This is a genomic window from Sphingomicrobium astaxanthinifaciens, assembly GCF_022865105.1.
Lineage (GTDB): Bacteria > Pseudomonadota > Alphaproteobacteria > Sphingomonadales > Sphingomonadaceae > Sphingomicrobium > Sphingomicrobium astaxanthinifaciens.
This window is the reverse complement of record NZ_JAKNYM010000002.1, coordinates 1,082,020-1,105,613: the sequence shown is the minus strand read 5'-3', so window position 1 is coordinate 1,105,613 and position 23,594 is coordinate 1,082,020. Positions and strand designations below refer to the sequence as shown.

At 67.8% G+C, this 23,594-nt stretch carries 26 protein-coding genes; 13 read left to right on the top strand and 13 right to left on the bottom strand.

What is annotated here, in order from left to right; translation table 11 throughout:
* The first annotated feature begins 55 nt into the window (after positions 1 to 55).
* Both lipB and L8951_RS09525 read left to right on the top strand, forming a co-directional pair.
* The gene (gene lipB / locus L8951_RS09530) at positions 56 to 718 is read left to right on the top strand and encodes a lipoyl(octanoyl) transferase LipB (RefSeq protein WP_244382800.1); all 663 of its coding nucleotides are present in this window, start codon (positions 56 to 58) and stop codon (positions 716 to 718) included.
* Positions 715 to 960 carry a hypothetical protein gene (locus L8951_RS09525; protein ID WP_244382799.1) on the top strand — a complete coding sequence of 82 codons (246 nt, stop codon included), beginning with the start codon at positions 715 to 717 and terminating at the stop codon, positions 958 to 960. Before lipB ends, L8951_RS09525 begins: the two co-directional genes overlap by 4 nt.
* On the opposite strand, the gene queE is transcribed toward L8951_RS09525, so the two are convergent.
* The 7 genes from queE to L8951_RS09490 form a co-directional block, all read right to left on the bottom strand.
* Entirely contained in the window at positions 957 to 1,586 is a 630-nt protein-coding gene (gene queE, locus L8951_RS09520; RefSeq protein ID WP_244382797.1) for a 7-carboxy-7-deazaguanine synthase, read from the bottom strand. The genes L8951_RS09525 and queE overlap by 4 nt on opposite strands.
* Positions 1,586 to 2,275 (bottom strand): 7-cyano-7-deazaguanine synthase QueC, encoded by a 690-nt coding sequence (gene queC, locus L8951_RS09515; RefSeq protein ID WP_244382796.1) that lies wholly within the window; start codon positions 2,273 to 2,275, stop codon positions 1,586 to 1,588. Before queC ends, queE begins: the two co-directional genes overlap by 1 nt.
* Positions 2,276 to 2,427: 152 nt before the next feature.
* On the bottom strand, positions 2,428 to 2,838 hold the full coding sequence (locus L8951_RS09510; RefSeq protein WP_244382795.1) for a DUF3617 domain-containing protein: 411 nt from the start codon (positions 2,836 to 2,838) through the stop codon (positions 2,428 to 2,430).
* Between the two features lie 34 nt (positions 2,839 to 2,872).
* Positions 2,873 to 3,829: an Hsp33 family molecular chaperone HslO gene (gene hslO, locus L8951_RS09505; protein WP_244382794.1), complete on the bottom strand. Its 957-nt coding sequence runs from the start codon at positions 3,827 to 3,829 to the stop codon at positions 2,873 to 2,875.
* Positions 3,829 to 5,019, bottom strand: coding sequence for an aspartate aminotransferase family protein (locus L8951_RS09500; RefSeq protein ID WP_244382793.1), 1,191 nt, complete (start codon positions 5,017 to 5,019; stop codon positions 3,829 to 3,831). Before L8951_RS09500 ends, hslO begins: the two co-directional genes overlap by 1 nt.
* Positions 5,020 to 5,182: 163 nt before the next feature.
* Positions 5,183 to 5,827 carry a hypothetical protein gene (locus L8951_RS09495; protein ID WP_244382792.1) on the bottom strand — a complete coding sequence of 215 codons (645 nt, stop codon included), beginning with the start codon at positions 5,825 to 5,827 and terminating at the stop codon, positions 5,183 to 5,185.
* 136 nt (positions 5,828 to 5,963) lie between these two features.
* Positions 5,964 to 6,794: an ABC transporter permease gene (locus tag L8951_RS09490; RefSeq protein WP_244382790.1), complete on the bottom strand. Its 831-nt coding sequence runs from the start codon at positions 6,792 to 6,794 to the stop codon at positions 5,964 to 5,966.
* Between the two features lie 65 nt (positions 6,795 to 6,859).
* On the opposite strand from L8951_RS09490, the gene L8951_RS09485 reads away from it, so the two are divergent.
* Positions 6,860 to 7,582, top strand: coding sequence for a GcrA family cell cycle regulator (locus L8951_RS09485; protein WP_244382789.1), 723 nt, complete (start codon positions 6,860 to 6,862; stop codon positions 7,580 to 7,582).
* A 51-nt stretch (positions 7,583 to 7,633) separates the two neighbouring features.
* Here L8951_RS09485 and L8951_RS09480 read toward each other — a convergent pair whose 3' ends face one another.
* The 3 genes from L8951_RS09480 to L8951_RS09470 form a co-directional block, all read right to left on the bottom strand.
* Positions 7,634 to 7,978: a hypothetical protein gene (locus L8951_RS09480; protein WP_244382787.1), complete on the bottom strand. Its 345-nt coding sequence runs from the start codon at positions 7,976 to 7,978 to the stop codon at positions 7,634 to 7,636.
* Complete coding sequence (locus L8951_RS09475; RefSeq protein ID WP_244382785.1) at positions 7,978 to 8,343, bottom strand: hypothetical protein; 366 nt, start codon at positions 8,341 to 8,343, stop codon at positions 7,978 to 7,980. The genes L8951_RS09480 and L8951_RS09475 overlap by 1 nt, the downstream gene beginning before the upstream one ends.
* A 143-nt stretch (positions 8,344 to 8,486) precedes the next feature.
* Complete coding sequence (locus L8951_RS09470; protein WP_244382783.1) at positions 8,487 to 8,957, bottom strand: Hsp20 family protein; 471 nt, start codon at positions 8,955 to 8,957, stop codon at positions 8,487 to 8,489.
* A gap of 244 nt (positions 8,958 to 9,201) precedes the next feature.
* On the opposite strand from L8951_RS09470, the gene parE reads away from it, so the two are divergent.
* The 10 genes from parE (at position 9,202) to L8951_RS09420 (ending at position 20,823) form a co-directional block, all read left to right on the top strand.
* Positions 9,202 to 11,190, top strand: a complete 1,989-nt coding sequence (gene parE / locus L8951_RS09465; RefSeq protein WP_244383230.1) for a DNA topoisomerase IV subunit B — start codon at positions 9,202 to 9,204, stop codon at positions 11,188 to 11,190.
* Positions 11,191 to 11,329: 139 nt separating this feature from the next.
* Complete coding sequence (locus tag L8951_RS09460; protein ID WP_244382781.1) at positions 11,330 to 12,403, top strand: potassium channel family protein; 1,074 nt, start codon at positions 11,330 to 11,332, stop codon at positions 12,401 to 12,403.
* 80 nt (positions 12,404 to 12,483) lie between these two features.
* The gene (locus L8951_RS09455) at positions 12,484 to 13,947 is read left to right on the top strand and encodes a DUF1963 domain-containing protein (protein WP_244382780.1); all 1,464 of its coding nucleotides are present in this window, start codon (positions 12,484 to 12,486) and stop codon (positions 13,945 to 13,947) included.
* 53 nt (positions 13,948 to 14,000) lie between these two features.
* Positions 14,001 to 15,356, top strand: a complete 1,356-nt coding sequence (gene rimO / locus L8951_RS09450; protein WP_244382779.1) for a 30S ribosomal protein S12 methylthiotransferase RimO — start codon at positions 14,001 to 14,003, stop codon at positions 15,354 to 15,356.
* Between the two features lie 61 nt (positions 15,357 to 15,417).
* A complete protein-coding gene (locus L8951_RS09445; RefSeq protein ID WP_244382778.1) occupies positions 15,418 to 16,743 on the top strand; it encodes a M24 family metallopeptidase in 1,326 nt (441 codons plus the stop codon).
* 196 nt (positions 16,744 to 16,939) lie between these two features.
* Positions 16,940 to 17,527, top strand: a complete 588-nt coding sequence (locus L8951_RS09440) for a TolB family protein (RefSeq protein WP_244382777.1) — start codon at positions 16,940 to 16,942, stop codon at positions 17,525 to 17,527.
* A gap of 498 nt (positions 17,528 to 18,025) precedes the next feature.
* Positions 18,026 to 18,583: a hypothetical protein gene (locus L8951_RS09435; protein WP_244382776.1), complete on the top strand. Its 558-nt coding sequence runs from the start codon at positions 18,026 to 18,028 to the stop codon at positions 18,581 to 18,583.
* Between the two features lie 6 nt (positions 18,584 to 18,589).
* Positions 18,590 to 19,978 (top strand): leucyl aminopeptidase family protein, encoded by a 1,389-nt coding sequence (locus L8951_RS09430; protein ID WP_244382774.1) that lies wholly within the window; start codon positions 18,590 to 18,592, stop codon positions 19,976 to 19,978.
* A gap of 127 nt (positions 19,979 to 20,105) precedes the next feature.
* Positions 20,106 to 20,519, top strand: coding sequence for a MarR family transcriptional regulator (locus L8951_RS09425; RefSeq protein ID WP_244383229.1), 414 nt, complete (start codon positions 20,106 to 20,108; stop codon positions 20,517 to 20,519).
* Positions 20,503 to 20,823 (top strand): hypothetical protein, encoded by a 321-nt coding sequence (locus tag L8951_RS09420; RefSeq protein WP_244382773.1) that lies wholly within the window; start codon positions 20,503 to 20,505, stop codon positions 20,821 to 20,823. The genes L8951_RS09425 and L8951_RS09420 overlap by 17 nt, the downstream gene beginning before the upstream one ends.
* Before the next feature lie 27 nt (positions 20,824 to 20,850).
* Here L8951_RS09420 and mltG read toward each other — a convergent pair whose 3' ends face one another.
* The 3 genes from mltG to L8951_RS09405 all read right to left on the bottom strand — a co-directional run bounded on the left by mltG (position 20,851) and on the right by L8951_RS09405 (position 23,442).
* Positions 20,851 to 21,816, bottom strand: a complete 966-nt coding sequence (mltG, locus tag L8951_RS09415; RefSeq protein WP_244382772.1) for an endolytic transglycosylase MltG — start codon at positions 21,814 to 21,816, stop codon at positions 20,851 to 20,853.
* A 4-nt stretch (positions 21,817 to 21,820) separates the two neighbouring features.
* Entirely contained in the window at positions 21,821 to 23,086 is a 1,266-nt protein-coding gene (fabF, locus tag L8951_RS09410) for a beta-ketoacyl-ACP synthase II (RefSeq protein ID WP_244382771.1), read from the bottom strand.
* Between the two features lie 119 nt (positions 23,087 to 23,205).
* Positions 23,206 to 23,442, bottom strand: a complete 237-nt coding sequence (locus L8951_RS09405; protein ID WP_244382770.1) for an acyl carrier protein — start codon at positions 23,440 to 23,442, stop codon at positions 23,206 to 23,208.
* Positions 23,443 to 23,594: the final 152 nt, after the last annotated feature.

Sequence of the window (23,594 nt, the reverse complement as noted above, 5' to 3'; positions counted from 1 at the left end):
CATAGCAAAGGCCGCGCCCTTGCCAAGCGCGGCGCTGCGCGGCACAGCGCGCCGCATGACGATCGAATGGCGGGTTTCGGACAGCCTGGTCCCCTATGAGGCGGCGCTCGCCGACATGACCGCGCGCGCCGCCGCGATCCGCGAGGAGCGCGCCAAGGAGCGGATCTGGCTGCTCGAGCACCCGCCGCTGTTCACCGCGGGCACCAGTGCCGATCCGGCCGAACTGTTCAACCCCCACGGCTTTCCCGTCTACGAGGCGGGGCGCGGCGGGCGCTACACCTACCACGGCCCCGGCCAGCGGGTCGGCTACCTCAACCTCGACCTCGCGAGGCGGGGGCGCGACATCCGCCGCTTCGTCCACCAGCTCGAGGGCTGGATGATCGCCGCGCTGGACGAGCTCGGCGTCGAGGCGCGGCGCGAGCCCGGTCGCATCGGTATCTGGACCGGCCACGGCGCGCACGAGGCCAAGATCGGCGCGATCGGGGTGCGGGTCAAACGCTGGGTCACGCTCCACGGCTTCTCGATCAACGTCGCCCCCGACCTCTCGCACTTCGGCGGGATCGTGCCGTGCGGGATCAGCGAGTTCGGGGTGACCAGCCTCGAGCAGCTGGGGGTGGGCGCCGACATGGCCGCGCTCGATGCCGCGCTCGAGCACCATGCCCAATCCTTCCTTGCCAGCCTCGACGACAAGTGCGAGCAAGGCGCCTGTTCCCCTTGACGAAGACCGGAGACCCGATGATGCACCGCCTGTCCCCCGCCCTGCTAGCCCTGTGCCTCGTCGCGTGCGGCGGGACCGACGATGGCGTGGCGGTCGAGGAACAGGCCGACGCGCCCGAGGTCGTCGCCATCGAGGGCCGCGACATCACCGCGATCGACGCCGCCACCGACAATGACGCGGGGCTGGTCGATGACGAGGTGCCGGGGCGCCGCGCCGCTGCCGACGAGGCCGACGAGGACTAGGCCAGCCCCAGCAATTTGTGCGTCTGGAGGGTGAGCCGCCACTTCGGCCGCTCCATCACCAGCGCGATCGCCGCCTCGGTATTGTCCTCGATCATCTCCCCGTCCATCGGCTGCAGGAGGAAATGATTGAAGTCGAGCGCTTCCAGTTCGTCGAGATCGAACGGTTGCGGCCAGACGAGCTTCAACTCATCCCCCGAGCGCTGCACCAGTTCGGCGCCGTACTTGGGACTGATGCACAGCCAGTCGATCCCCTCGGGCGCCTGAAGCGTCCCGTTGCTCTCGACCGAAATGCGAAACCCCTGCGCATGCAGCGCGTCGATCAGCGCGGCATCGAGCTGCAACAGCGGCTCGCCCCCGGTGACCACCACCATCCGCTGCGCCTTGTCCTCGCCCCACAGCCGCGCGACCTGCGCCGCCAGTGCCGCGGCATCGGCGAACTTGCCGCCATTGACCCCGTCGGTGCCCACGAACTCGGTATCGCAGAAGCGGCACACCGCCTTGCGTCGATCCTCCTCGCGCCCGGTCCACAAGTTGCACCCGGCAAAGCGCAGGAACACCGCGCGCGCCCCCGCCTGCATCCCCTCGCCCTGCAGGGTGAGGAACATCTCCTTGACCGCATAGGCCATCAGGCGGGCTCCACCCCTTGCGCATAGCGCGTCGGGTCATCGAGCCCCGCCTCGACGAACCCCTTGTGGCGCAGCCGGCAGCTGTCGCACGCCCCGCAGGCGCCGCCATCGGGGCCGGGATCGTAGCAGCTGTGGCTCAGCCCCGCGTCCATCCCGAGCCGGTGCGCCTCGCGCGCGATGTCGGCCTTGGTCATGTCCTGCAAGGGCGTGCGGATGCGCATCACCTGCCCCTCGTCGCCCGCCTTGGTCGCAAGCTGCGCCAACCGCTCGAACTGGGCGATGAAGTCGGGGCGGCAGTCGGGATAGCCCGAATAGTCGAGGCTGTTGACGCCGATGAAGATGTCGTTGGCGCCGCGCGTCTCGGCATAAGCGAGGCACAGCGACAGGAAGACGGTGTTGCGCGCGGGCACGTAGGTCACCGGGATGCCCTCGCCCACCCCCTCCTTGGGGACGTCGATATCGGCGGTCAGCGCCGAGCCCCCGAAGGCGGTAAGGTCGAGCGGGAGCACCACATGCTCGGCCGCGCCGACCTCGGCGGCGATGCGCTTGGCCGCTTCCAGCTCGACCCGGTGGCGCTGGTTGTAATCGATGGTGAGCGCGTGGATCGCATAGCCCGCCTCGCGCGCGAGCCCCGCGCAGACCATCGAATCGAGCCCGCCCGACAACAGGATGACCGCTTTTTTCTTCATGGAACGGCCCCTTAGGGAAAAACAGCTGAACCCACAAATGCAGGACACAAGCGGGTCAGTGGCGGTTGCTGGCTAGGCGCGAGGAGCGCCGCGATGCAGCGCATCGCCAGCGATCGCGCAACGACGTCCAGCGGCCGCCAATGGCCCGCGCCCTAGCAGGAACCGATGCGCCTCGCGTGCAGCGTATCGTGGAACGGCAGCCCGTCCTTGATGCCCTGCGTCTGGATCCTGAGCGAGCGCGGGGTCACCACCTGCATGTCGCTCGAGCCGAAGCCGCCGCGGGTACAGGTATAGCGCATCAGCGCGCTGTCGGCGTCCTCCGACACCGTCATGCGGGTGCACTGGCGCCCGATATGCTCGACCTGCGCGAGCAGCGAGACATCGGCCACGCAGAAGCGCTTGGGGGCGATCTTGCGCGCCGGGTAGCTGACCTCCCACAAGCCCGCCTCGATCGCGCTCAACAGGTGCGGCCGGCCCTGGTGCTCGAACGCGAGCGCCGCCGTCCCGCCGAGGCCCAGCCCCAGCGCGGCGACACCGATCATCGCTCGAATCACTCGTTTCATCGCGCCGTCTTTACCAGCGCCCGATGAACCGCGGTTAAACGGCGTCATCGCCGCGCTCGTCGGTCGCCCCATCGGGCGCGGCGCCGGGGGCCGCTGGCGCGATCGGGAAGCTGGTCGCGCAGAAGGCGCAATCGACGCGGATGAACCCGTCGTCGGCGACCATGTGCGCCTGTTCCTCGGGGGGAAAGCGCGCGATCACGCTCTTGATATAGTCGGGGCTGCAGCGACACCCCTTGGTCAGCGCGGTGCTGGCGAGCAGCCGCACCTCGTCCTCCTCGTGGAACAGCCGCCACAGCAGCGCGTCGAGCGCCAGCGTCGGGTCGGTCAATTCGCCCGCCTTCACCGACCCCGCGAGGATGGCGACATGCGGCCAGTCGGGATGGTCGAGCTTGGTGTGCAGCCGGTCGCGCCCCTCCTCGCCCTCGGGCAGGTGCTGGAACATCAGCCCGCCCGCGACCCAGTGGCCGTCCCGCTTCTCGGCGGCCACCCGCACCAGGCTGGGGATCTGCTCGGACTGGGCGAAATAGCTCTGCGCCACCTCGCCGATGTCCTCGCCCTCGATCGGCGCGATCCCCTGGTAGCGTTCCTTGCGGCTCGGCTGGTCGAAGGTGATCGCGAGATAGCCCTTGCCGAACAGCTGGAACAGCGTCGGCGCGGGGCCCGCCTCGGCGAGCCGATCGCCGTCATATTTGACATGCCCGCGCAGCTGCCCCGCCAGATAGTCGCACACCAGCAGGTCGACGACCCCGCTCTCGGTCTGCGCCTGCATCGTGATCTGCCCCTTCTCGTCCTTGAGGAGCGAGCCGAGCAGCGCGGTCAGCGCGAGCGCGTCGGCGAGCAGCTTCTCGATGACGGGGGGATAGTTGTGCGGGGCGAGGATCGCGTCGAGCACGTGCGTCAGCCGCACCAGCCGCCCGCGCGCGCCGCGGGTAGGCAGCATCGCGCCGACGACGGCATCCTCGAGGAGGCCGGTGGGCTTGGCGTCGGCCATCAGCGCGCCGGGATCTCGTACTTGGCCGCCGCCGCCGACAGGAGCTCGACGAATTCGGCGATATGCGCCTCGGTGATGTTGAGCGGGGGCAGGACGCGCATCACATTGTCGCCCGCCGCGACCGCGAGCAGCCCCTCGCCGCGCAGCCAGCCGACGAAGTCGCGGACCACCACCTGGTCGGTCATCCGCACCCCGAGCATCAGCCCCATGCCGCGCACGCTCTCGAACAGCTCGGGATGGTTGCCGATCATCTGCTCGAGGCTGGCGCGCAGCCGCTCGCCCTTCGCGCGCACCCCGGCGAGGAATTCCTCGTCGGCGACGACGTCGAGCACCGCTTCCACCGCCGCCATCGCCAGCGGGTTGCCCCCGTAGGTCGAACCATGGGTGCCGAAGGTCATCCCCTTGGCCGCCGCCTCGGTGGCGAGACAGGCGCCGACGGGGAAGCCGCCGCCCAGCCCCTTGGCCGAGGCGAGGACGTCGGGGGTGATGCCATATTGCTCGTAGGCATAGAGCGTGCCGGTGCGCGCGACCCCGCACTGCACCTCGTCGAGCCCGAGCAGCAGCCCGTGCTTGTCGGCCAGCTCGCGCAGCCCGGTCATGAACGCCTGGCTCGCCGGACGGATGCCGCCCTCGCCCTGGACCGGCTCGACGAGGAAGCCCGCGGTCTGGTCGGTGATCGCCGCGCGCGCGGCATCGAGATCGTCGAAGTCGACATAGGTGAAGCCGGGCAGCAGCGGCTCGAACCCGTCGTGGAGCTTTTCCTGGTTGGCGGCGCTGATCGTCGCCATCGTGCGCCCGTGGAAGGCGTTCTTGAAGGTGATGATGTCCTTCTTGTGCGGGTTGCCGTCGACGACATGGTAGCGGCGCATCGTCTTGATCGTGCACTCCACGCTCTCGGCGCCCGAGTTGGTGAAGAAGACGGTGTCGGCAAAGCTGTTGTCGACCAGCCGCTGCGCGCAGGATTCGCCCTGCGGGCTGCCGTAGAGGTTGGAGACGTGCATCAGCGTGGCCGCCTGCTTCTGGATCGCGCCGACGAGGTGCGGGTGGTCATGGCCGAGGAGGTTGACCGCGATGCCGCTGGCGAAGTCGAGCCACTTCTCGCCGTTTTCACCGAACAGGTAGGGGCCTTCGCCCTTCACCGGCCGGACGTCGCAACGGGGATAGACCGGCATCAGCGCGGGAATCGACATTCAATGCTCCTCTTAAGGGTAGCGCGCCCCGGCGGGGCGGGCGGCGCGCTTGGGTTCACGTCAATGTGGGGTCCCTAGCGCCAAAGAAAAGGCGCCGCCACCCGCAAGCGGGGGGCGACGCCTCGTCGGGGCGCTGCACGGGGGCCGGTCGCCCCTCGGGCGATCAGTCGTCGTCGCGATCGTCCCAGTCGCGGCGGCGCTCGTAGCGGCGGTCATCGTCGCGGTCGTCCCCGCGCCGGTCCCAGCGGCTGTCGCGCTCCCAGCGATCGTCGTCGTGCCAGTAGCGGTCGCGATCGCCGCGATAGCCATAGCCGTGATTTTCCCAGCGCCGCCCGTCGCGCAGTTCGTGGCGGATCTCGCGGCGCAGGTTGCGGATGCCTCGAACCGCGGCGCGATATTCACCGCGGTTGAGCCCGTGGCGGCTCATCCGGTCGATGCGATAGTGGAGCCGCTCCGCCTTGCGGTCGAGCTTGCGAAAATCGTCCCGATCGAACGCGCCCTGCCGGGCGAAATAGCGGATGTCCTGCCGCATCCGGGCCACGCGGTTGTGCAATTCGCGTACCTTGCCCCACGCGAAGTGGCGGCGATAATCATGATGGCCGCGGCGGTCGTACCCGCGATCATAACCCTGGCGATCGTAGCGGTCGTAGCGGTCGCCGCCGCGATAATAGGGCTGATAGGCGCTGCCGACACCGATCGCGGCGCTGGCGGCGGGCGCCGCGCTGGCGGCGGCGGCGGCGGCGGCGGCGGGAAGGGCGACCATGCCGGCCGCGAGGGCGGCACTCAGGCCGATAAACATCTTTCGCATGGGGCTACTCCTGGACTGCGGCGAAATCTCTTGATGTCCCGCAGGCTGCAAGATGCCCGATGTGGTCTCGCTGAATATGGCTGTCAGTCGGCGTTCAGGCGGATGAAAACGCCTCCGTTTCAATCACTTGATCGCCCTAATTCTTGATTTTCCAGCCCGTGTCGAGCAGCCGGTAGCACAGGATGAGGAGCGCGGCGTTCAGGAGCGCCAGCACGATCGCCCCCACCGTCACCGGCGAGTCGGCGACCCCGATGAAGCCGTAGCGAAACCCCGAGATGACGTAGAAGAAGGGGTTGGCGTGGCTCGCCGCCTGAAACCCCTCGCTCAGCGCCTCGACCGAATAGAAGGTGCCCGACAGCAGCGCGAGCGGCGCGACCACGAAATTGGTCACCATCGCGGCATGGTCGAACTTCTCCGCCCAGAAACTCGTGAGCAGCCCAAGGAAGCTGAGCATCAGCGTGCCCATCAGCGCGAAATAGAGCGCGGCGAGCGGCGCCACCGGCACCACGCGCACGCCGGGCCACAGCGCCATCACCAGCCACACCGCGCCGCCGACGAGGAAACCGCGCGTCACCGAGGCGCCGACCAGCCCCGCCATCAGTTCGCCGGTGGACAAGGGCGGCATCAGGTAATCGACGATCGTCCCCTGGATCTTGCCCACCAGCAACGAGAAGCTGGCGTTGGCGAAGGCGGCCTGGATCATCCCCATCACGATCAGCCCGGGGGCGAGGAAATCGGCGAACGGCACCCCCAGCACCTCGCGCCCGCCGCGCCCCAGCGCGATAGTAAAGATGGCGAGATAGAGCAGCGTCGTGACCGCCGGGCCCCAGACAGTTTGCAGCTGGACCTTGAAGAACCGCCGCACCTCCTTGATATAGAGGGTCCTGAGACCGCCCGTGTTGATGGCGCCGAGGATCGGCTTGCCATATGGGGCGTTCGACCATTGCGGATTTTGGTTTTCGTCCATGGCCGCCTCGCCTATCGGGGGGCCGCGACGAAGACAATGATGAACCCCAGAGGGTGGAGAGAAAATTGAGCTGGACCGACGAGCGGATCGAACGGCTGAAAGCGATGTGGGCCGAAGGCAAGACCGCCAGCCAGATCGCCGAGGACCTCGGCGGCGTGAGCCGCAACGCGGTGATCGGCAAGGCGCATCGGCTCGGGCTCGAATCGCGCCCCTCGCCGGTCAAGTCGGGCGACAAGAAGAAGGCGGCGGCCAAGAAGGCCCCCGCCAAGAAGGCCGCCGCGCCCAAGGCCGGCACCCGCAAGGCGGCGCCCAAGAAGGCGCCCGCGCCCAAGAAGGACGCCCCCGCGGTCGCTCCCGCCGCGAAGAAGGCGGCGCCCGCCCGCCCCGCGCCCGAGCGCGCCGCCAAGCCGACGCCCGAAAAGGCGAGCGCGAGCGGCAAGAGCGACAAGGGGCCGCAATATCGCTCGGTCGGCCCCGGCGGCTTCGTGCGGCAGGGTCCCTCGGACCAGCAGGCGCCGATCCCGCCCGCCCCGCCGCGCCGGCTGATCCCCGCCAAGCCGTCCGAAGAGGTGGCGGACAAGACCAGCCTGCTCGACCTCAACGACCGCGTGTGCCGCTGGCCGATGGGGCATCCGGGCGAACCCGATTTCCACTTCTGCGGGCAGAAGGCCAACCCCGGCTTTCCCTATTGCGTCGACCATTGCGGGGTCGCCTACCAGGCGCAGCTGCCGCGCCGCGACCGCAAGCCCCCGCCCCCGCTGCCCTTCGGCGGCCCGCGGGTCCGCTAGGCGACCGGACAACGATGAAGGCCTCGGCGAATTGCCGGGGCCTTCGTCGTTTCAACCCCTGTGACCCAAGGGGTCGAAGTGCAGCAGCACGAGCCCGCCAACCAGCCCCGCCATCGCGCCATGGAAAAGCGAGCGCCGCGGCACTTCCCTGATCTTCACCGCCAGCGCGAGCGGCGGGACGACCGCAGCGAGCACCGGCACCAGCGGTCCCGGCGGGCCGACCAGCGCGAGCAGCAGGAACAGCAAACCATAGCCGACCAGCGCCGGCAGCCCGATGAGCACCGCCATCATGAGGCCGAAGCCGATGATCTCGCCCGCGGTCGACCGCCCGTTCCGCCACACCCAATGTCCCGCCAGCACGGCAAAGGACGCCAGCGCCGCAAGCACGACCCCCACTAGGTCCAAAGCCCTTGCGGATCGAGGCGGATCAGCACGATCCCGCCGACCATTCCGGCGATGGCGGCCAGCCGCATCATCCCGAACAGGTCGCCGTCCAGCGGCCACTTCCAGCGCGCCTGCGCCCACAGGAGCAACGGCGGCACCGCCGCCGCCACCGGCGGCAACAATAGTGGGTGCCAGGGCCAGTATGACAGCGTGAAGAACAGCGCCCCGAACGCGATGGCGGCGGGAATGCCGATGAACAGCCCGAACAGCGTGCCGACCCCGATCCCCACCGGCCCCGCCGCCAGCGCGCCGAGCATGAAGGGCGCGGCCAGCACCAGCACCGCCGCCACCACGCTCCATCCGATCGCTCCCATCATTCCCCCTTTTCAGACAGCGAGCTTTGTCCCCGTCCGTCGCCCGATGCAAGCCGACGGGGGGTCGATCGCCCTTGCGCGCGCACAAGAAAAAACCGGCGCGCCGAGGGGCGCGCCGGTCCGAAGCGTCTTTCCGTCAACGCGGATCAGGCGTCGGTCTTTTCCTTCTTCGACGCCTTGCCCTCGATCTGCCGCTGCTCGTCGCCGCCGATGGCGATCTTGCGCGGCTTCATCGCCTCGGGGATCTCGCGCACGAGGCTGATCGACAGCAGCCCGTCGGCCATGTCCGCATCGGTCACGCGGATATGGTCGGCCAGCCCGAAGCGGCGCTCGAACGCGCGCGTCGCGATCCCGCGATGGACATAGTCCACCTCTTCGTCGTCGCGCTTGCGCCCGGTGACCACCAGCTGGTTCTGCTGGGCGGTGATGTCGATTTCCTCGCGCGTGAAGCCGGCGACCGCGATGTCGATGCGGTAATCGTTCTCGCCGGTCTTGACGAGGTCGAAGGGCGGGTAGTTCTCGCCCGTGTTCCCGGTCTGGTTCTCGAGCAGGTCGAACAGGCGATCGAACCCGATCGTCGAACGGCGGAAAGGCGAAAAGTCGAATGCACTACGCATGGGATGTCCTCCTTGATTGAGCAACATGATGCGGGCGGACGAGCCTGTCTCGCACCGACCCGCCGCCGGACCCGATTGGCATCCGGCGCAGCAAGGAATTTTGTTCGGAATTCCCCGATTTCAAGATCTTGACGAGCGCCGGGCAAATGCAAATATCGCGTGATTGCGCGTCTTTGCGGGGGGCATTGTCGCGCTCGCCGCTTGGCGCTTGGCACGCGCGCGTCGCCCCGCCTATACCCGGTGCCTGATGTCAGACCTGTTCGAATCCAACACGCCCGCCACCCCGTCCGATTACGACGCCTCCTCGATCGAGGTCCTCGAGGGGCTCGAGCCGGTGCGCCGCCGCCCCGGCATGTATATCGGCGGCACCGACGCGCGCGCGCTCCATCACCTCGCCGCCGAGGTGATCGACAATTCGATGGACGAGGCGGTCGCCGGGCACGCCAGCCGGATCGAGATCGAACTCGACGAGGGCAACCGGCTGACGATCGCTGACAACGGCCGCGGCATCCCGATCGACCCGCATCCCAAGTTCAAGGACAAGTCGGCGCTCGAGGTCATCCTCACCACGCTCCACTCGGGCGGCAAGTTCGAGGGCAAGGCCTATGCCACCTCGGGCGGCCTTCACGGGGTCGGGGTCAGCGTCGTCAACGCGCTGTCGAGCGACACGGTGGTCGAGGTCGCGCGCGACAAGACGCTCTACCGCCAATGCTTCGCGCGGGGGCATGCCACGAGCCGGCTCGAGGAGGTCGGCGCCGCCCCCAACCGCCGCGGCACCAAGGTCAGCTTCACCCCCGACCCCGAGATCTTCGGCAAGGAGGCGCGCTTCAACCCCAAGCGGCTGCACGACCTCGCGCGCTCGAAGGCCTATCTCTACGGCGGGGTCGAGATCCGCTGGAAATGCGCTCCCGCGCTCGCCACCGACGAGGTGCCCGAGCAGGCGGTCTTCAAGTTCGACAACGGGCTCGCCGACCATCTTGCCGAGATGCTCGGCGAGCGCGGGATGATCACCACCCCGCCCTTCACCGGCAGCCAGGACTTTCCCGACGGGCAGGGCCGCTGCGAATGGGCGATCTCCTGGCCGCTGTGGACCGACGGCTATCAGCGCTATTACTGCAACACCATCCCCACCCCCGACGGGGGCACCCACGAGGCGGGGCTGCGCGCCGCGCTGACCAAGGGGCTGCGCGCGTTCGGCGACCTCGTCGGCGAGAAGAAGGCGGCCAAGATCAACGCCGACGACCTGTTCGGCGGGATCGAGTGCCTGCTCTCGGTCTTCATCCGCGATCCCCATTTCCAGAGCCAGACCAAGGACCGGCTGACCAGCCTCGAGGCGGCGCGCTTCGTCGAGAATGCGGTGCGCGACCATTTCGACCATTATCTCGCCGACAACATGGACCGCGGGCGCGCGCTGCTGGGCGCCGTGCTCGAACGGATGGACGAGCGCCTCCGGCGCCGCGCCGAGCGCGAGGTCAAGCGCAAGACCGCGACCAGCGCCAAGAAGCTGCGCCTGCCCGGCAAGCTCACCGACTGCGCCAATTCGGGCTCCGACGAGGGCGAGACCGAACTATTCATCGTCGAGGGCGATTCGGCGGGCGGCAGCGCCAAGCAGGCGCGCAATCGCAAGACGCAGGCGATCCTGCCGATCCGCGGCAAAATCCTCAACGTCGCCAGCGCGACGCGCGACAAGATCCGCGCCAACCAGGAAATCGCCGACCTGAGCCTCGCGCTCGGCTGCGGGCTGCGCGACGATTATGACGATGACGCGCTGCGCTACGACAAGATCATCATCATGACCGACGCCGACGTCGACGGCGCGCATATCGCCACCTTGCTGATGACCTTCTTCTTCCAGGAGATGCCCGAGTTGGTGAAGCGCGGGCGGCTCTTCCTCGCGCAGCCCCCGCTCTACCGCCTGACCTCGGGGTCGAAATCGCTCTACGCGCGCGACGATGCGCACCGCGCCGAGCTCGAGGAAAAGCACTTCAAGGGCAAGAAGGTCGAGGTCGCGCGCTTCAAGGGGCTCGGCGAGATGAACCCCGGCCAGCTCAAGGAGACCACCATGGATCCCGCGAGCCGCAGCCTCATCCGCATCACCCTGCCCGCCGACTACCAGGACCAGCAGCCCGCGCGCGACGTGGTCGACCGGCTGATGGGCAAGAAACCCGAGCATCGCTTCGCCTTCATCCAGGCCGAGGCCCCCGGGCTCGACGAGGGCGCGATCGACGTCTGAGCGATGCCGTCGCGTCGCGGCATGGGAGGCACGGCGCGAGGAGGCCGCGGCGCGCCTGGGCGATAGCCCCCCTTTGGCCGCCGCGCCCGCCGCGCAGAGACATCTTTCCTCGCCTTCAAAAGCCGCTTAAGGGACGAGGATGGACCGCAAAGAGCGCCCCGCCACTGCCCCGGCGCCCCGCCTCGGGCAGCAGATTCCCCTCCTGCGCCAGAAGAGCCCGCTGTCGGGCTGGGCGCAGTTCGGGATCCGCATCGGGCTCCTGTTCGCGCTCCTGTCCTTCATCATCGCGGTCCACTGGATCGAACGCGACAGCTTCGTCGACCATGCCGACGGGCAGCTGTCCTTCGCCGACGTGATCTATTTCACGATGATCTCGGCGACCACCACCGGCTATGGCGACATCGTGCCGGTGACCGAACGCGCGCGCCTGTTCGACGCGCTCGTCGTCACGCCCGCGCGCATCTTCTTCATCTTGATCCTCGCCGGCACCGCCTACACCTTCGTCATCAAGCGAACCTGGGACACCTTCCTCATGCGACGACTGCAACGCACCCTGACCGGCCATATCGTGGTGGCGGGCTTCGGCACCTCCGGCGGCGAGGCGGTCGATGAACTCATCGCGCGCGGCGAGGACCCGCGCAAGATCGTGGTCGTCGACCTCAACCCCGACAGCATCGCCAAGGCCGAGCGGATGGGCTGCATCGTCCTCCAGGCCGACGCTACTCGCGACGAGACGATGGAGGCGGTGCGGCTGCGGCAGGCCTCGACGATGATCATCTCGGCAGGGCGCGACGATACCTCGATCCTCATCTGCCTGACCGCGCGCCATTTGTGTCCCAAGCTGCACATCAGCCTCGCGGTGCGCGCCGAGGACAACGAGTTTCCCGCCCGCGCGGCGGGGGCCACCACCGTGATCAACCCGACCAGCTTCGCCGGCCTCCTGCTCGCGGGCAGCGCGCATGGCGCGGGGATCGCCGACTATATGGCCGACCTCGCCTCGGCTACCGGCCGCGTCCGCCTGCACGAACGCGAGATCGAGAAGTTCGAGATCGGCAAGTCGCTGTCCGACGCCGCAATCGGGCTCGGGGTGCGCATCCTGCGCGAGGGCAAGGCGATCGGCTTCTGGGAAGAAGGCGCCAAGGAACTGCGCGCCGGCGACCGCATCATCGAAATCATCCCCGGCCACGCCTTCCCCGCCTGCAAGACCGGCTGAAACTCTACGCCGGTCGTTCCGCCAAAGTATACACTTCCGAAACCTCTTCTCGTCACCATCCCATCAGATAAGGGGTGGCCATGATTAGGAAGACATTCGGCAAGCGCCGTTCAACGCCAGATCACCGCGATGCGCCCGAACAGGCCGCGACGCGGCTCGCGCGGCTCGCCGGACAGGCGCAGGAAATGGCCGCCGAGGAAAAGTTCGCCAAGCCCCCCAAGCTCCCGCCCCGGCCCGCGCGCCCGGCCCCGCGACCCGCCGAGGATGCGGCGACCGCGCCGCCCGAATCCAACGAGGTCCACGACCTCCAGGACCGGATCGAGACCGAACTCGCGCCCGTAGACGCGATCGAGCCTCTTGACGCCGCCACCGCGCCCGCCGCCCCGCCGCGGCCGCGCCGCGCCCATCCCGCGCTGCGCCGGGCGCGCGAACAGGCGGTCATGTTCCGTCAGCACCTCCCGCCCCTCCTCGACCATGGCAGCCACTGGGGCGGCGTGCCGCAGGTCCCCGAGGGCTTCGAATGGCCCACCTTCACCACCCCCGAGGGCGAAGAGCGCGCCTTGTCCTTCATCGCCTCGCTCGATTGCGCCGAGGTGCCCGCCGCGGCCAGCTTCCAGCTGCTCCCCGCCAGCGGCCGCCTCCTCTTCTTCATGGACCTGCACTGGGGCGCCTATTGGCAGTGGAAGGTCGTCCATGTCGCCGCCGACCAGCCGCTCGCCCCCGCCGCGCTCCCCCACCTCTATGAAAGCCCTGCCGTCTGGGGCTGGCCGTCGACGGCCGAGGACTGGCCGCGCCTGCTCCCCTACTGGAGCTTCGAGCCGGTCGTCCTCCACGCCCGCCCCGACCGCGACGAGATGCAGGACCAGCCCTTCTGGCCCGGCGCGATCGACCGCGACACCGCCGCCGCGCAGGTCGCCACGCTCGAATCCGAGCTCGGCGATTGCGCGCCCTTCAAGGTCAGCCTCGACGCGCAGGGCAAGCCCAACCGCCCCTTTGAGGCCTTCCCCGCCAGCTGGCGCTCGATCCGCATCGCCTGCGGCCACCTCGCGCGGCTCCAGGCCAGCGCCGAGCGCCCCGGCAACCAGAAGGAAGCCAAGGCGCTCGCCGCCGATCTCAAGACTTGGCGCGGCAAGATCGAGCGCGCGCACAAGGCGGGCCGCGACCTGTCGCGCACCGCTGCCAACGACTTCTGGAAGCTGCTGCGCCGCCACCACAAATTCTCGGCCCCCTGCCTCGAGGCGATCACGGTCGACGCGATCGAGGCCAGCCTGTCGGCGGGCGAGCCGGTCGGGGAAGCCGCGCTCGCCATGGTGCGCCACCGCCACCGCTTCAGCGCCGGCGACGCGCGCGCCTTTTCCGCCCCCACCTTCGTGCAGATGGAGGCCGAGGAACGCGTCGGCGAATGGCTGCTGCTCCTCGAACTGGGGGCCAATATCCCGATCGGCCATCATTTCGACGAGGGCGTCTACCAATATTGGATCCGGCCCGAGGACCTTGCCGCAGGCAACTTCGACGCGGTCGAGCTGACCGCCGAGACCTATTAAGCATCTGAAGGTTCTGGATTTCGCCGCAATTTGTCCGTAAGGGCGCGGCCATCATGGCAACCAAGATCCCCTCGCCGCCCAAAGTGGGCATGGTTTCGCTCGGCTGTCCCAAGGCGCTGGTCGATTCCGAACGCATCCTCACCAGGCTGCGCGCCGACGGCTATGCCATGAGCCCCGACTATGACGGCGCCGACGTCGTGCTCGTCAACACCTGCGGCTTCCTCGACAGCGCCAAGGAGGAAAGCCTCGAGGCGATCGGCGAGGCGATCGCCGAAAACGGCCGCGTCATCGTCACCGGCTGCCTCGGCAACGAGGCCGACCTCATCATGAAGACGCACCCCAAGGTGCTCGCGGTCACCGGCCCCCAGCAGTACGAACAGGTCGTCGGCGCGGTGCACGAGGCGGTCCCGCCCAGCCTCAGCCCCTATGTCGACCTCGTCCCGCAGCTGCCCGAGGCCAAGCTCACCCCGCGCCACTACAGCTATGTGAAGATCAGCGAAGGCTGCAACCACCGCTGCAGCTTCTGCATCATTCCGAGCATTCGCGGCGACCTCGCCAGCCGGCGCCCCGATGCGGTGCTGCGCGAGGCCGAGAAGCTCGTCGCCGCGGGCACCAGGGAACTGCTGGTCATCAGCCAGGACACCTCGGCCTACGGCATCGACCTCAAGAACCAGACGTGGAACTGGAAGGGCGAGGAAATTTCCGCCCGCATGCTCGACCTGGCCGAGCATCTCGGCAACCTCAAGACCCCCGAGGGCGAGACCCCGTGGATCCGCCTCCACTATGTCTACCCCTACCCCCATGTCGACCGCGTCATCCCGCTGATGGCGGAGGGCAAGCTCACCCCCTATCTCGACATCCCCTTCCAGCACGCCAGCCCCAAGGTCCTGAAGGCGATGCGCCGCCCCGCCAACGAGGCCAAGGTGCTCGAGCGCCTCGCGCACTGGCGCTCGATCTGCCCCGACATCGCGGTGCGCTCGAGCTTCGTCCTCGGCTTCCCCGGCGAGACCGAGGAAGACTTCCAATATCTCATGGACTGGCTCACCGAAGCGCAGCTCGACCGCGTCGGCGCCTTCCGCTTCGAACCCGTCGAGGGCGCGGCGGCCAACGACCTGCCCGGCGCGGTCCCCGAAGAGGTCAAGGAAGAGCGCTACGCCCGCCTGATGGAGCTCACCGCGAAGATCAGCGCCGACAAGCTCAAGGCCAAGATCGGCTCCACGCAGGACGTCATCATCGACCTCGTCGATCCCGAGACCGGCGGTGCCACCGGCCGCTCGAAGGCCGACGCGCCCGAGATCGACGGCGAGGTGCACCTGCGCGACGCCGGCCACCTCCAGCCCGGCGATTTTGCCCGCGTGACGATCGAGGACGCCGACGAGCACGACCTGTTTGGCGCGCCCGTCGCCTAGCCTCTAGCCTCGCCCTCATCCACGCTTATAACGGTCCCGACACGAACAGTCGGGACCGTATATGCTCAGCCTTGCCCTCGCCCTAGGCGCCGCCCAGCCCATCCTCCCGCTCACTGACGTCGAGGACCCCGCGCCCTCCCTTCCCGCCATCCTGCCGATGAAGGAGCGCGCCGAGGTCATCGACCGCATCCTCGCCGAGCGTTTCGAGACCGTCCTGCCAGCCGTCATGCGCGCCGAGGGCGTCGACCTGTGGGTACTGATGGCGCGCGAGTATTTCGAGGACCCCGTCACCGCCTCGATGTTGAGCGGCGAGGAATTTTCGGCGCGCCGCCGCACCATCCTCGTCTTCCACGACCCCGGCGAGGGCCAGCCGATCGAGCGGCTTAGCGTCTCGCGCTACGGCATCGCCGATTTCTTCGAGGTCAGCTGGGATCCCGCCGACCAGCCCGACCAGTGGGCCGCGCTCGCCGAGCTCATCGCCGACCGCGATCCCGAGACCATCGCCGTCAACACCTCCGACCTCTCGGCCTTCGCTGACGGCATGACCCACAGCCAGTGGAAGCTGATGATGGACGCGCTCCCCGACCATCTGGAAGAGCGCATCATCTCGGGCGAGGATCTCTCCATCCGCTGGCTCGAGACCCGCACCCCGACCGAGCTCGCCCTCTACCCCGGCATCGTGCGCATCGCCCACGCCATCATCGCCGAGGCCTTCTCCCGCCAGGTCATCACCCCCGGCGTGACCACCACCTCGCAAGTGCGCTGGTGGATGCGCGAGCGGCTCGCGCGCCTCGGGCTCCAGCCGTGGTTCCACCCCAGCGTCGCCATCCAGCGCGAGGGCGAAGAGGGCATGCTCTACAACGATCGGGTGATCGAGCCCGGCGACCTGCTGTGGACCGACTTCGGCCTCACCTATTTGCGCCTCAACACCGACACCCAGCACCTTGCCTACGTCCTCAAGCCCGGCGAGACGCAGGCCCCCGCGGGCCTTCGCGCAGGCCTCGAGGCCACCAAGCGCGTCGCCGACATCCTGCGGGAAAGTTTTCGCGAGGGCGAGCCCGGCAATACCATCCTCGCGCGCGCCCGTGCACAGGCGATCGCCGAGGGCTACGACCCGTCGATCTACTCGCACCCCATCGGGCTGCACGGCCACGGCGCCGGCCCCGCCATCGGCTTCTGGGACAATCAGGAGGCCGACCCGCGCGGCGCCGCCCCGGTCCGCGCCGACACCGCCTGGTCGATCGAGCTGACCACCTACAATGCGGTCCCCGAATGGGGCGGCCGACGGGTCGATTTCCGCAGCGAGGAAGACGCATGGTTCGATGGCGAAACCGTGCGCTACCTCGACGGGCGGCAGGACGCGATCACGCTCATCCCGAGCGAGTGACGAACGCAGTGAAGGGGCTGGGAAGCGTAAAAATGCTCGGCCAATATACTAATGCAAACATTGATCTGCGTTAGTTATATTTGACTTTCCAGAAATCTAGGCGCTCTTTCCAGGTCGATGTGCCGAGACGCCTTCGACTCAAAGCCGGGGTGTCGTTCGCGCACATCCCCCGCAGGGTGAACTTAGGAGTGATGTCATGACTAAAAAGCTTCTAATCACATCGTCTTTGTTCGCTTTTTTCTGCGTTTCCGGCGCTACCGCGAAAAACTGGCAGGTTTGGAATCCTCCTCAAAACCTCAACGTCATATCGAATCCCGATATCAACACGGCCGTAGTCGATGGATGCGCCAGCCATTCGCCTGATGGCCTGACCATCGTCTTCAACTCGAATCGCAACGGCAGCCAGGACCTTTTCATGGCCAGCCGGAACAGCCGTGCTGACGAATTCGGTCCAGCTTCTCCTCTGCCTGCGCCAGTCAATCGACCGGACGCAAACGAGGCCTGCCCCACCTTGATGCCGGGCAAGAAATTATACTTCTCCAGTGATCGCGATGACCTCGCCTATGATATCTATGTCACTCGAATGGGCCGGGACGGCTGGAGCGTACCCACCCGCCTCGGGCCCAACATCAATACGCCAGGGATGTTGGAGGAAACGCCAACCTTTTACGAGGAAAACGGGCAAGAGGTGATGATCTTCACGCGTCGTCCACCCAGCGGTCTGGCGGGGCAAGGTGGTAGGCTTTATATGAGCATCGACGGCGGGCCCTTACGCAACGCGTGAAAGCACCTCCGAGGATTTCGGACCTGCTATCCACCTCTCCGAACTCAGCGGACCCGGATTCGACGCGCGGCCCTATATCAGCTGGGACGGGAGCTTCATCATTTTCGCGTCCGGTCGAGCAGGAAACATCACACCTCTGCCAGACATTTGGTTTTCTACACGAAGTAAGGAGACCGGGAAAAGTGATCGGTTTCGTTTTAGAGAAGTTCCCACAGATCGCTGATCAATATAGCTGATGATCTACAGGACCGATTGGCTCGACGTTGTGACGCGAGCCAATCGGTCTTTTTATATTGTGATAGCTAGAGTCTTGGCGAAATCTTGGACGGTTTGTTGTCTCCCGCAGTCCCAGATCACACTTGATCGTGTCTGTACGCTTGTTGGGGTCGTTTGCAGCCCGGTCGGAAGTTAAGTTCGCTTCGGGGTTGCTAGCACCCATCCCTCGGCAGACTAGCCGCCCCCTGTCCTACACGCCCCTTTCCTGATTCAATGCGCGCCATGACCGAGCCGCATGACGACCTGACCCCGCTCCCCGCCGAACCGCGCCACGACGGCTGGACCACCCTGGCGCAGATCGCCTTCCTCGAGACCCTCGCGGCCACCGGGATCGTCACCGAGGCGTGCCGTATCGCCGACCGCAGCTCGAGCGCCGCCTACGCCTTTCGCCGCCGCAACCGACTCTTCGCCGCCGCGTGGGAGGAGGCGCTGAGCGTGGCGCGCGAAAAGCTCGCCGACACGCTGCTCGAGCGCAGCCTTGGCGGGCAGACCGAATATTATTATCGCGACGGCGAACTGGTGGGCGAGAAGAAGACCTACGACAGCCACCTCGGCCTCGCGCTCCTGCGCCGCCTCGACCGCAAGGCCGAGGCGCGCGCGGCGGCGATCGCCGCGGGCACCGCGCGCGCGGGCGACTATGCCCCCGCCTTCGACCGCGCGCTCGATGCCGTGATCGCCGCCGGCCGCGGCGAAGTTCCACAAGTGGACAAAGTGGACGATGGTCCCCCAGCGCTGCTCGATCGCCCTTGCCCGGACCGCAGCGACGCCCCTAAGCTTTGAGCCACCATGACCGATCTTCTGAACGCCGATCAGGGGCAGGACGCCCATCCCATCCACCTCGTCGACGAGGGCAGCTTCGACGACTGGAAGAAAAGCCAGCCGCCGCGCATCCGCACCTTGCTCGAGGCCAGCCGCTACACGGGCAAGCAGGGCTATCAGTGGCTGGTGCTGCCGGGCGAGGGCGAGGACGACTGGTCGGTCGTGACCACCGTCGCCGACGTCGACGACCTGTCCCCCTGGTGCCTCGCCAAGCTCGCCGAGGAGCTGCCCGAGGGCCGCTACCGGCTCGCGGGCGACAAGGACCCCGGCCCCGCCAAGCTGGGCTGGATCCTCGCCCAGCACCGCTATGGCCGCTACAAGAGCGATGTGGAGGAGCGCGGGGCCCGCACCCTCCTCACCAACGCCCCCGCCGACATCGAGCGCACCGCGCTCGCCGCCGAGGCGACGCTGCTCGTGCGCGACATGATCGACACCCCCACCGCCGACATGGGCCCCGACCGGATCGAGGCGCAGGTCCGCGAGGTTGCCGATCGCTTCCATGCTGAGGTCGAGGTCATCAAGGGCGATGCCCTCGAACAGGGCTATCCGATGATCCACGCCGTCGGGAAGGCCGCGAGCCGCCAGCATGCCCCCCGCCTCATCGAACTCACCTGGGGCAAGGAGGACGCCCCCCGGCTTGCCGTGGTCGGCAAGGGGGTCGCCTTCGATTCGGGCGGGCTCGACATCAAGGCGGCGAGCGGCATGCGCCTCATGAAGAAGGACATGGGCGGCGCCGCGCACGCGCTCGCGCTCGCGCTGATGGTCATGGGGCGCAACCTGCCCGTGCGGCTCCACCTCCTCATCCCCGCGGTCGAGAATGCGATCAGCGAGGAGAGCTTCCGCCCCGGCGACATCATCACGAGCCGCAAGGGGCTGACCGTCGAGATCGACAATACCGACGCCGAGGGGCGGCTGATCCTCGGCGATGCGCTGCACAAGGCGGGCGAGGAGGCCGCGCCCGACCTTTTGGTCGACTTCGCCACGCTGACCGGCGCCGCGCGCGTCGCGCTCGGGCCCGACCTCCCCGCGATGTTTGCCACCGACGACGCGCTCGCCGCCGCCATCGCCGCGCGCGGCGGCGCGGTCGGCGACGATGTCTGGCGGATGCCGCTGTGGGAGGGCTATGACGAGATGCTCGCCAGCGGCATCGCCGACCTGTCGAACAGCGCGCAGGGCAGCTTTGCCGGTTGCATCACCGCCGCCTTGTTCCTCAAGCGCTTCATCCCCGATTGCGATTGGGTCCATTTCGATACCTTCGGCTGGCGCCCCACCGCCAAGCCCGGGCGCCCCAAGGGGGGCGAGGCCTACGGGCTGCGCGCCACCTTCGCCTATCTCGAGGAGCGCTACGGACCATAGGCCGTGCCCCCTTCCGCCCAAGTGGTTGGGATTTGCGATGAAAACGGTGAGGCGACGAAACAAAGCGCACCGCTCGGCGGTTTTTGTCATCAGTACGCGACGGCAGAACTATGAAACCGAGGGATCTATGGGCGACCTTTCACTGGCGACCTGGATGCGGACCCTCATCGGCTACGTCCGCTCCGGCTCGCCCGACCTGACCAATCGACAGATGGCGCTGCTGCTCGTCGTCTACCTCACTCCCGGGCCGCATACGGTGCGCGGGCTGGCGCAGACGCTGGGCGTCTCCAAGCCGGTCATCACTCGCGCCTTGAATACCCTGGGCGGCCTCGGCTATCTGCGCCGCGAACGCGATCAGGACGATCGACGCAACATCTTCATCGTCCGCACCAACGACGGGGCCGATTTCCTTGACGAATTCAGACAACTCTTCCGCGCCCAAGGCGGCAATGGCGGCATCGAGCGCGACCGCGAACGCGAGCGCGAGCGCGAGCGCGAATACCAGCACGGGGACCGCCAGGCTCTTGCCGCCACCCACTAGGGAATTCGACCTTGCGGGCACCTCGGCCGAGCTGCCCGACCCGCGCCGCCATGCCTATCGCAAGGACCTTGCCGACGTCGCCCTCGCGGGCACGGTCATCGCCTCCCATTATGCCGCTCCCGTGAAGCGCGAGATGCGCCGCGCCGCGCCGCTGCGCGCCGAGCCCGACTGCGACAGCGAATTGGTGACGCAGCTGGCGGCGGGCGATTCGTTCGAACTGCTCGACAGCCGCGGCGGCTGGGTCTGGGGCTATGGCGGTCCCGACCGGCTGGTCGGCTATATCAAGGAAGAAGCGCTGGTCTGACCGCGCGCCGCCGACCGGGCGGCGCGCTCACATCTCGCCGCGGCGGCGGCGGATCTCGTACCATTTGGCGACATTGCGATTATGCTCCTCGAGCGTGCTCGCGAAAACGTGCCCGCCGGTCCCGTCGGCGACGAAATAGAGCGCGTCGGTCTCGGCCGGATCGAGCACCGCGGCGATGCTCTCGCGTCCCGGGTTGGCGATCGGCCCCGCCGGCAGCCCGGCCATAGCATAGGTGTTGTAGTCGTTGACGTCGTTGAGCTCGGAGCGGCGGATGCGGCGGCCGAGCGGCTTGCCCTTGGTGATCGGATAGATGACCGTCGGATCGGCATCGAGCTTCATGCCGATGCGCAAGCGGTTGGAATAGACGCCGGCGACCATGCGCCGCTCGGACGGTTTGGCGGTTTCCTTCTCGACGATCGAGGCGAGGATGACCGCTTCCGCCGGCGTCTCGACGACGCTGCGCTCGGTGCGGGTCGGCCACAACTCTTCCAGCGTCTGGCTCATCGCCTCCTGCATCCGGGCGATCACCGCGGCGCGGCTGTCGCCGCGCTGGAAGCTGTAGGTCTGCGGCAGCACGGTGCCTTCGGCGGGCAGCGGGGCCTCGCCGACGAGCAGGTCGGTCGCCTGCACCCGCTCGCGCACCAGCACCGAGGGCATGCCCTCGGGGATGGTGATGAAGCGCTGCACCGGGCGCGCGTGCTGGACGATGTCGAGAATCCCCGCCGCGCTGGTGCCCGGCGGGATGGTGAACTCGCCCGCGCGGATGGGATCGCCGCCGCCGAACAGCCGCGCGTTGAGCCGCCACAGCCCCGGCGACAGGTCGATCTGGCCGTCCTCGGCGAGCTGCTCGCCGAGCGCGGCCACGCTGGTCCCCTCGGCGACGATCACCCCGGTCTCCTCCTCGGTCGGGCCGCCGCCCCACCAGGAAAAGGCCAGGAAGGCCGCCGCCGCGCCGACGAGGACGAGGACGAGGAAGACCAGCCGCCGCAGCAAGCCGCTAGCCCTCGACCCGCTTCATGACGAGGCTGGCGTTGGTGCCGCCGAAGCCGAAGCTGTTGTTGAGCGCGGCGCGCACCTCGCGCTGCTTGGCCTCGTGCGGCACGAGGTCGACCCCGGCGACCCCTTCGGAGGGGTTGTCGAGGTTGAGCGTGGGGGGCACGACCTGGTCGCGGATCGAGAGGATGCAGAAGATGCTCTCCACCGCGCCCGCGCCGCCGAGCAGGTGCCCGATCGCCGACTTGGTCGAGCTCATCGAGACATGGTCGATCGCGTCGCCGAACAGCTTGCGCACCGCGCCCAGTTCGAGCTCGTCGCCGAGCGGGGTCGAGGTGCCGTGGGCGTTGATGTAATCGACGTCGGCGGGCGTCATGCCGGCCTTCTTGAGCGCCATCTCCATCGAGCGATAGGCGCCGTCGCCATCGGGGTGCGGAGCGGTGACGTGATAGGCATCGCCCGACAGCCCGTAGCCGACGACCTCGGCGTAGATCTTGGCGCCACGCTTCTTGGCATGCTCATATTCCTCGAGCACGACGACCCCCGCGCCCTCGCCCATGACGAACCCGTCGCGGTCCTTGTCATAGGGGCGCGAGGCCTTTTCGGGTTGGTCGTTGAAATTGGTCGAGAGCGCGCGCGCCTGCGCGAAGCCAGCGATGCCGATCGGGCAGATGGTCGCCTCGGCGCCGCCCGCGAGCATGATGTCGGCATCGTCGTCGCGGATCATCCGCGCGGCATCGCCGATCGAATGCGCGCCGGTCGAGCAGGCGGTGACGACCGCATGGTTGGGCCCCTTGAGGCCGTATTTGATCGAGACCTGCCCCGAGATGAGATTGATGAGGCGGCCGTGGACGAAGTGGGGCGAGACGCGGCCCGGCCCCTTGTTGGCGAGTACGAGGCTCTCCTTCTCGATCCCCGGCAACCCGCCGATGCCCGAGCCGATCGAGCAGCCCGCGCGGACCTTCATCTCTTCGCTCATGTCGGTGAGCCCGGCATCCTCGATCGCCTGCCCCGCGGCATCGATGCCATAGACGATGAAGGGATCGACCTGCCGCTGCACCTTGCTGTCGACGCGCTTGTCGGGGTCGAAGCCATAGTCATGGTCGGCGGGCTTCACCTCGCAGGCGATGTGGCACTTGTGGCCCTCGGTATCGAAGCGGGTGATCTTGCCCGCCCCCGACTTGCCCGCGAGGATGTTCTTCCAGCTGGTCTCCACATCGCCGCCGAGCGGGGTGACGAGGCCGAGACCGGTAACGACGACGCGTCGCATAAGATTCTCCTAAAAACGGCAACAGGCTCAGACCCGGGGATACCGGGCTGAGCCTGCGAATATGCCGGTCATGCCTGCCGCGCGAACGAGCCTGTCCGTGCCACAGCCATCAGCAGGGCTTAGCCCTTGTTCTTCTCGATGTAGGTAATCGCATCCTTGACGGTGGCGATGTCTTCCGCCGCATCGTCGGGGATTTCCACGCCGAACTCTTCCTCGAAGGCCATCACCAGTTCGACGATGTCGAGGCTGTCCGCACCCAGATCGTCGATGAAGCGGGCATCTTCGGTCACCTTTTCGGCGTCAACACCGAGATGCTCGACGACGATCTTCTTCACCCGATCGGCAGTATCGCTCATGAAATATTCCCTTTCATTAGAATTCGGAGGATGCCCTAGCGTGGGCCGGGGCGTTGGGCAAGAGTGTCGACAGCCGATCCGCGTTTCCCTAGCGTTCGCCCATCTTCCTCGCTGCCCGAAAGGCGCTTGCTCGCCGCTCCGCCCGACATGCC

Bases quoted from the DNA above. Each gene is read 5' to 3' on its own strand.
- rimO (WP_244382779.1), top strand. From the start codon at position 14,001: ATGGCAACCAAGATCCCCTCGCCGCCCAAAGTGGGCATGGTTTCGCTC.
- L8951_RS09475 (WP_244382785.1), bottom strand. From the start codon at position 8,343: ATGATGGGAGCGATCGGATGGAGCGTGGTGGCGGCGGTGCTGGTGCTG.
- queC (WP_244382796.1), bottom strand. From the start codon at position 2,275: ATGAAGAAAAAAGCGGTCATCCTGTTGTCGGGCGGGCTCGATTCGATG.
- L8951_RS09500 (WP_244382793.1), bottom strand. From the start codon at position 5,019: ATGTCGATTCCCGCGCTGATGCCGGTCTATCCCCGTTGCGACGTCCGG.
- L8951_RS09510 (WP_244382795.1), bottom strand. From the start codon at position 2,838: ATGAAACGAGTGATTCGAGCGATGATCGGTGTCGCCGCGCTGGGGCTG.
- L8951_RS09470 (WP_244382783.1), bottom strand. From the start codon at position 8,957: ATGCGTAGTGCATTCGACTTTTCGCCTTTCCGCCGTTCGACGATCGGG.
- L8951_RS09455 (WP_244382780.1), top strand. From the start codon at position 12,484: ATGATTAGGAAGACATTCGGCAAGCGCCGTTCAACGCCAGATCACCGC.
- hslO (WP_244382794.1), bottom strand. From the start codon at position 3,829: ATGGCCGACGCCAAGCCCACCGGCCTCCTCGAGGATGCCGTCGTCGGC.
- L8951_RS09430 (WP_244382774.1), top strand. From the start codon at position 18,590: ATGACCGATCTTCTGAACGCCGATCAGGGGCAGGACGCCCATCCCATC.
- L8951_RS09440 (WP_244382777.1), top strand. From the start codon at position 16,940: ATGACTAAAAAGCTTCTAATCACATCGTCTTTGTTCGCTTTTTTCTGC.
- lipB (WP_244382800.1), top strand. From the start codon at position 56: ATGACGATCGAATGGCGGGTTTCGGACAGCCTGGTCCCCTATGAGGCG.
- L8951_RS09435 (WP_244382776.1), top strand. From the start codon at position 18,026: ATGACCGAGCCGCATGACGACCTGACCCCGCTCCCCGCCGAACCGCGC.
- L8951_RS09495 (WP_244382792.1), bottom strand. From the start codon at position 5,827: ATGCGAAAGATGTTTATCGGCCTGAGTGCCGCCCTCGCGGCCGGCATG.
- fabF (WP_244382771.1), bottom strand. From the start codon at position 23,086: ATGCGACGCGTCGTCGTTACCGGTCTCGGCCTCGTCACCCCGCTCGGC.
- L8951_RS09445 (WP_244382778.1), top strand. From the start codon at position 15,418: ATGCTCAGCCTTGCCCTCGCCCTAGGCGCCGCCCAGCCCATCCTCCCG.
- L8951_RS09460 (WP_244382781.1), top strand. From the start codon at position 11,330: ATGGACCGCAAAGAGCGCCCCGCCACTGCCCCGGCGCCCCGCCTCGGG.
- queE (WP_244382797.1), bottom strand. From the start codon at position 1,586: ATGGCCTATGCGGTCAAGGAGATGTTCCTCACCCTGCAGGGCGAGGGG.
- L8951_RS09490 (WP_244382790.1), bottom strand. From the start codon at position 6,794: ATGGACGAAAACCAAAATCCGCAATGGTCGAACGCCCCATATGGCAAG.
- L8951_RS09405 (WP_244382770.1), bottom strand. From the start codon at position 23,442: ATGAGCGATACTGCCGATCGGGTGAAGAAGATCGTCGTCGAGCATCTC.
- L8951_RS09425 (WP_244383229.1), top strand. From the start codon at position 20,106: ATGGGCGACCTTTCACTGGCGACCTGGATGCGGACCCTCATCGGCTAC.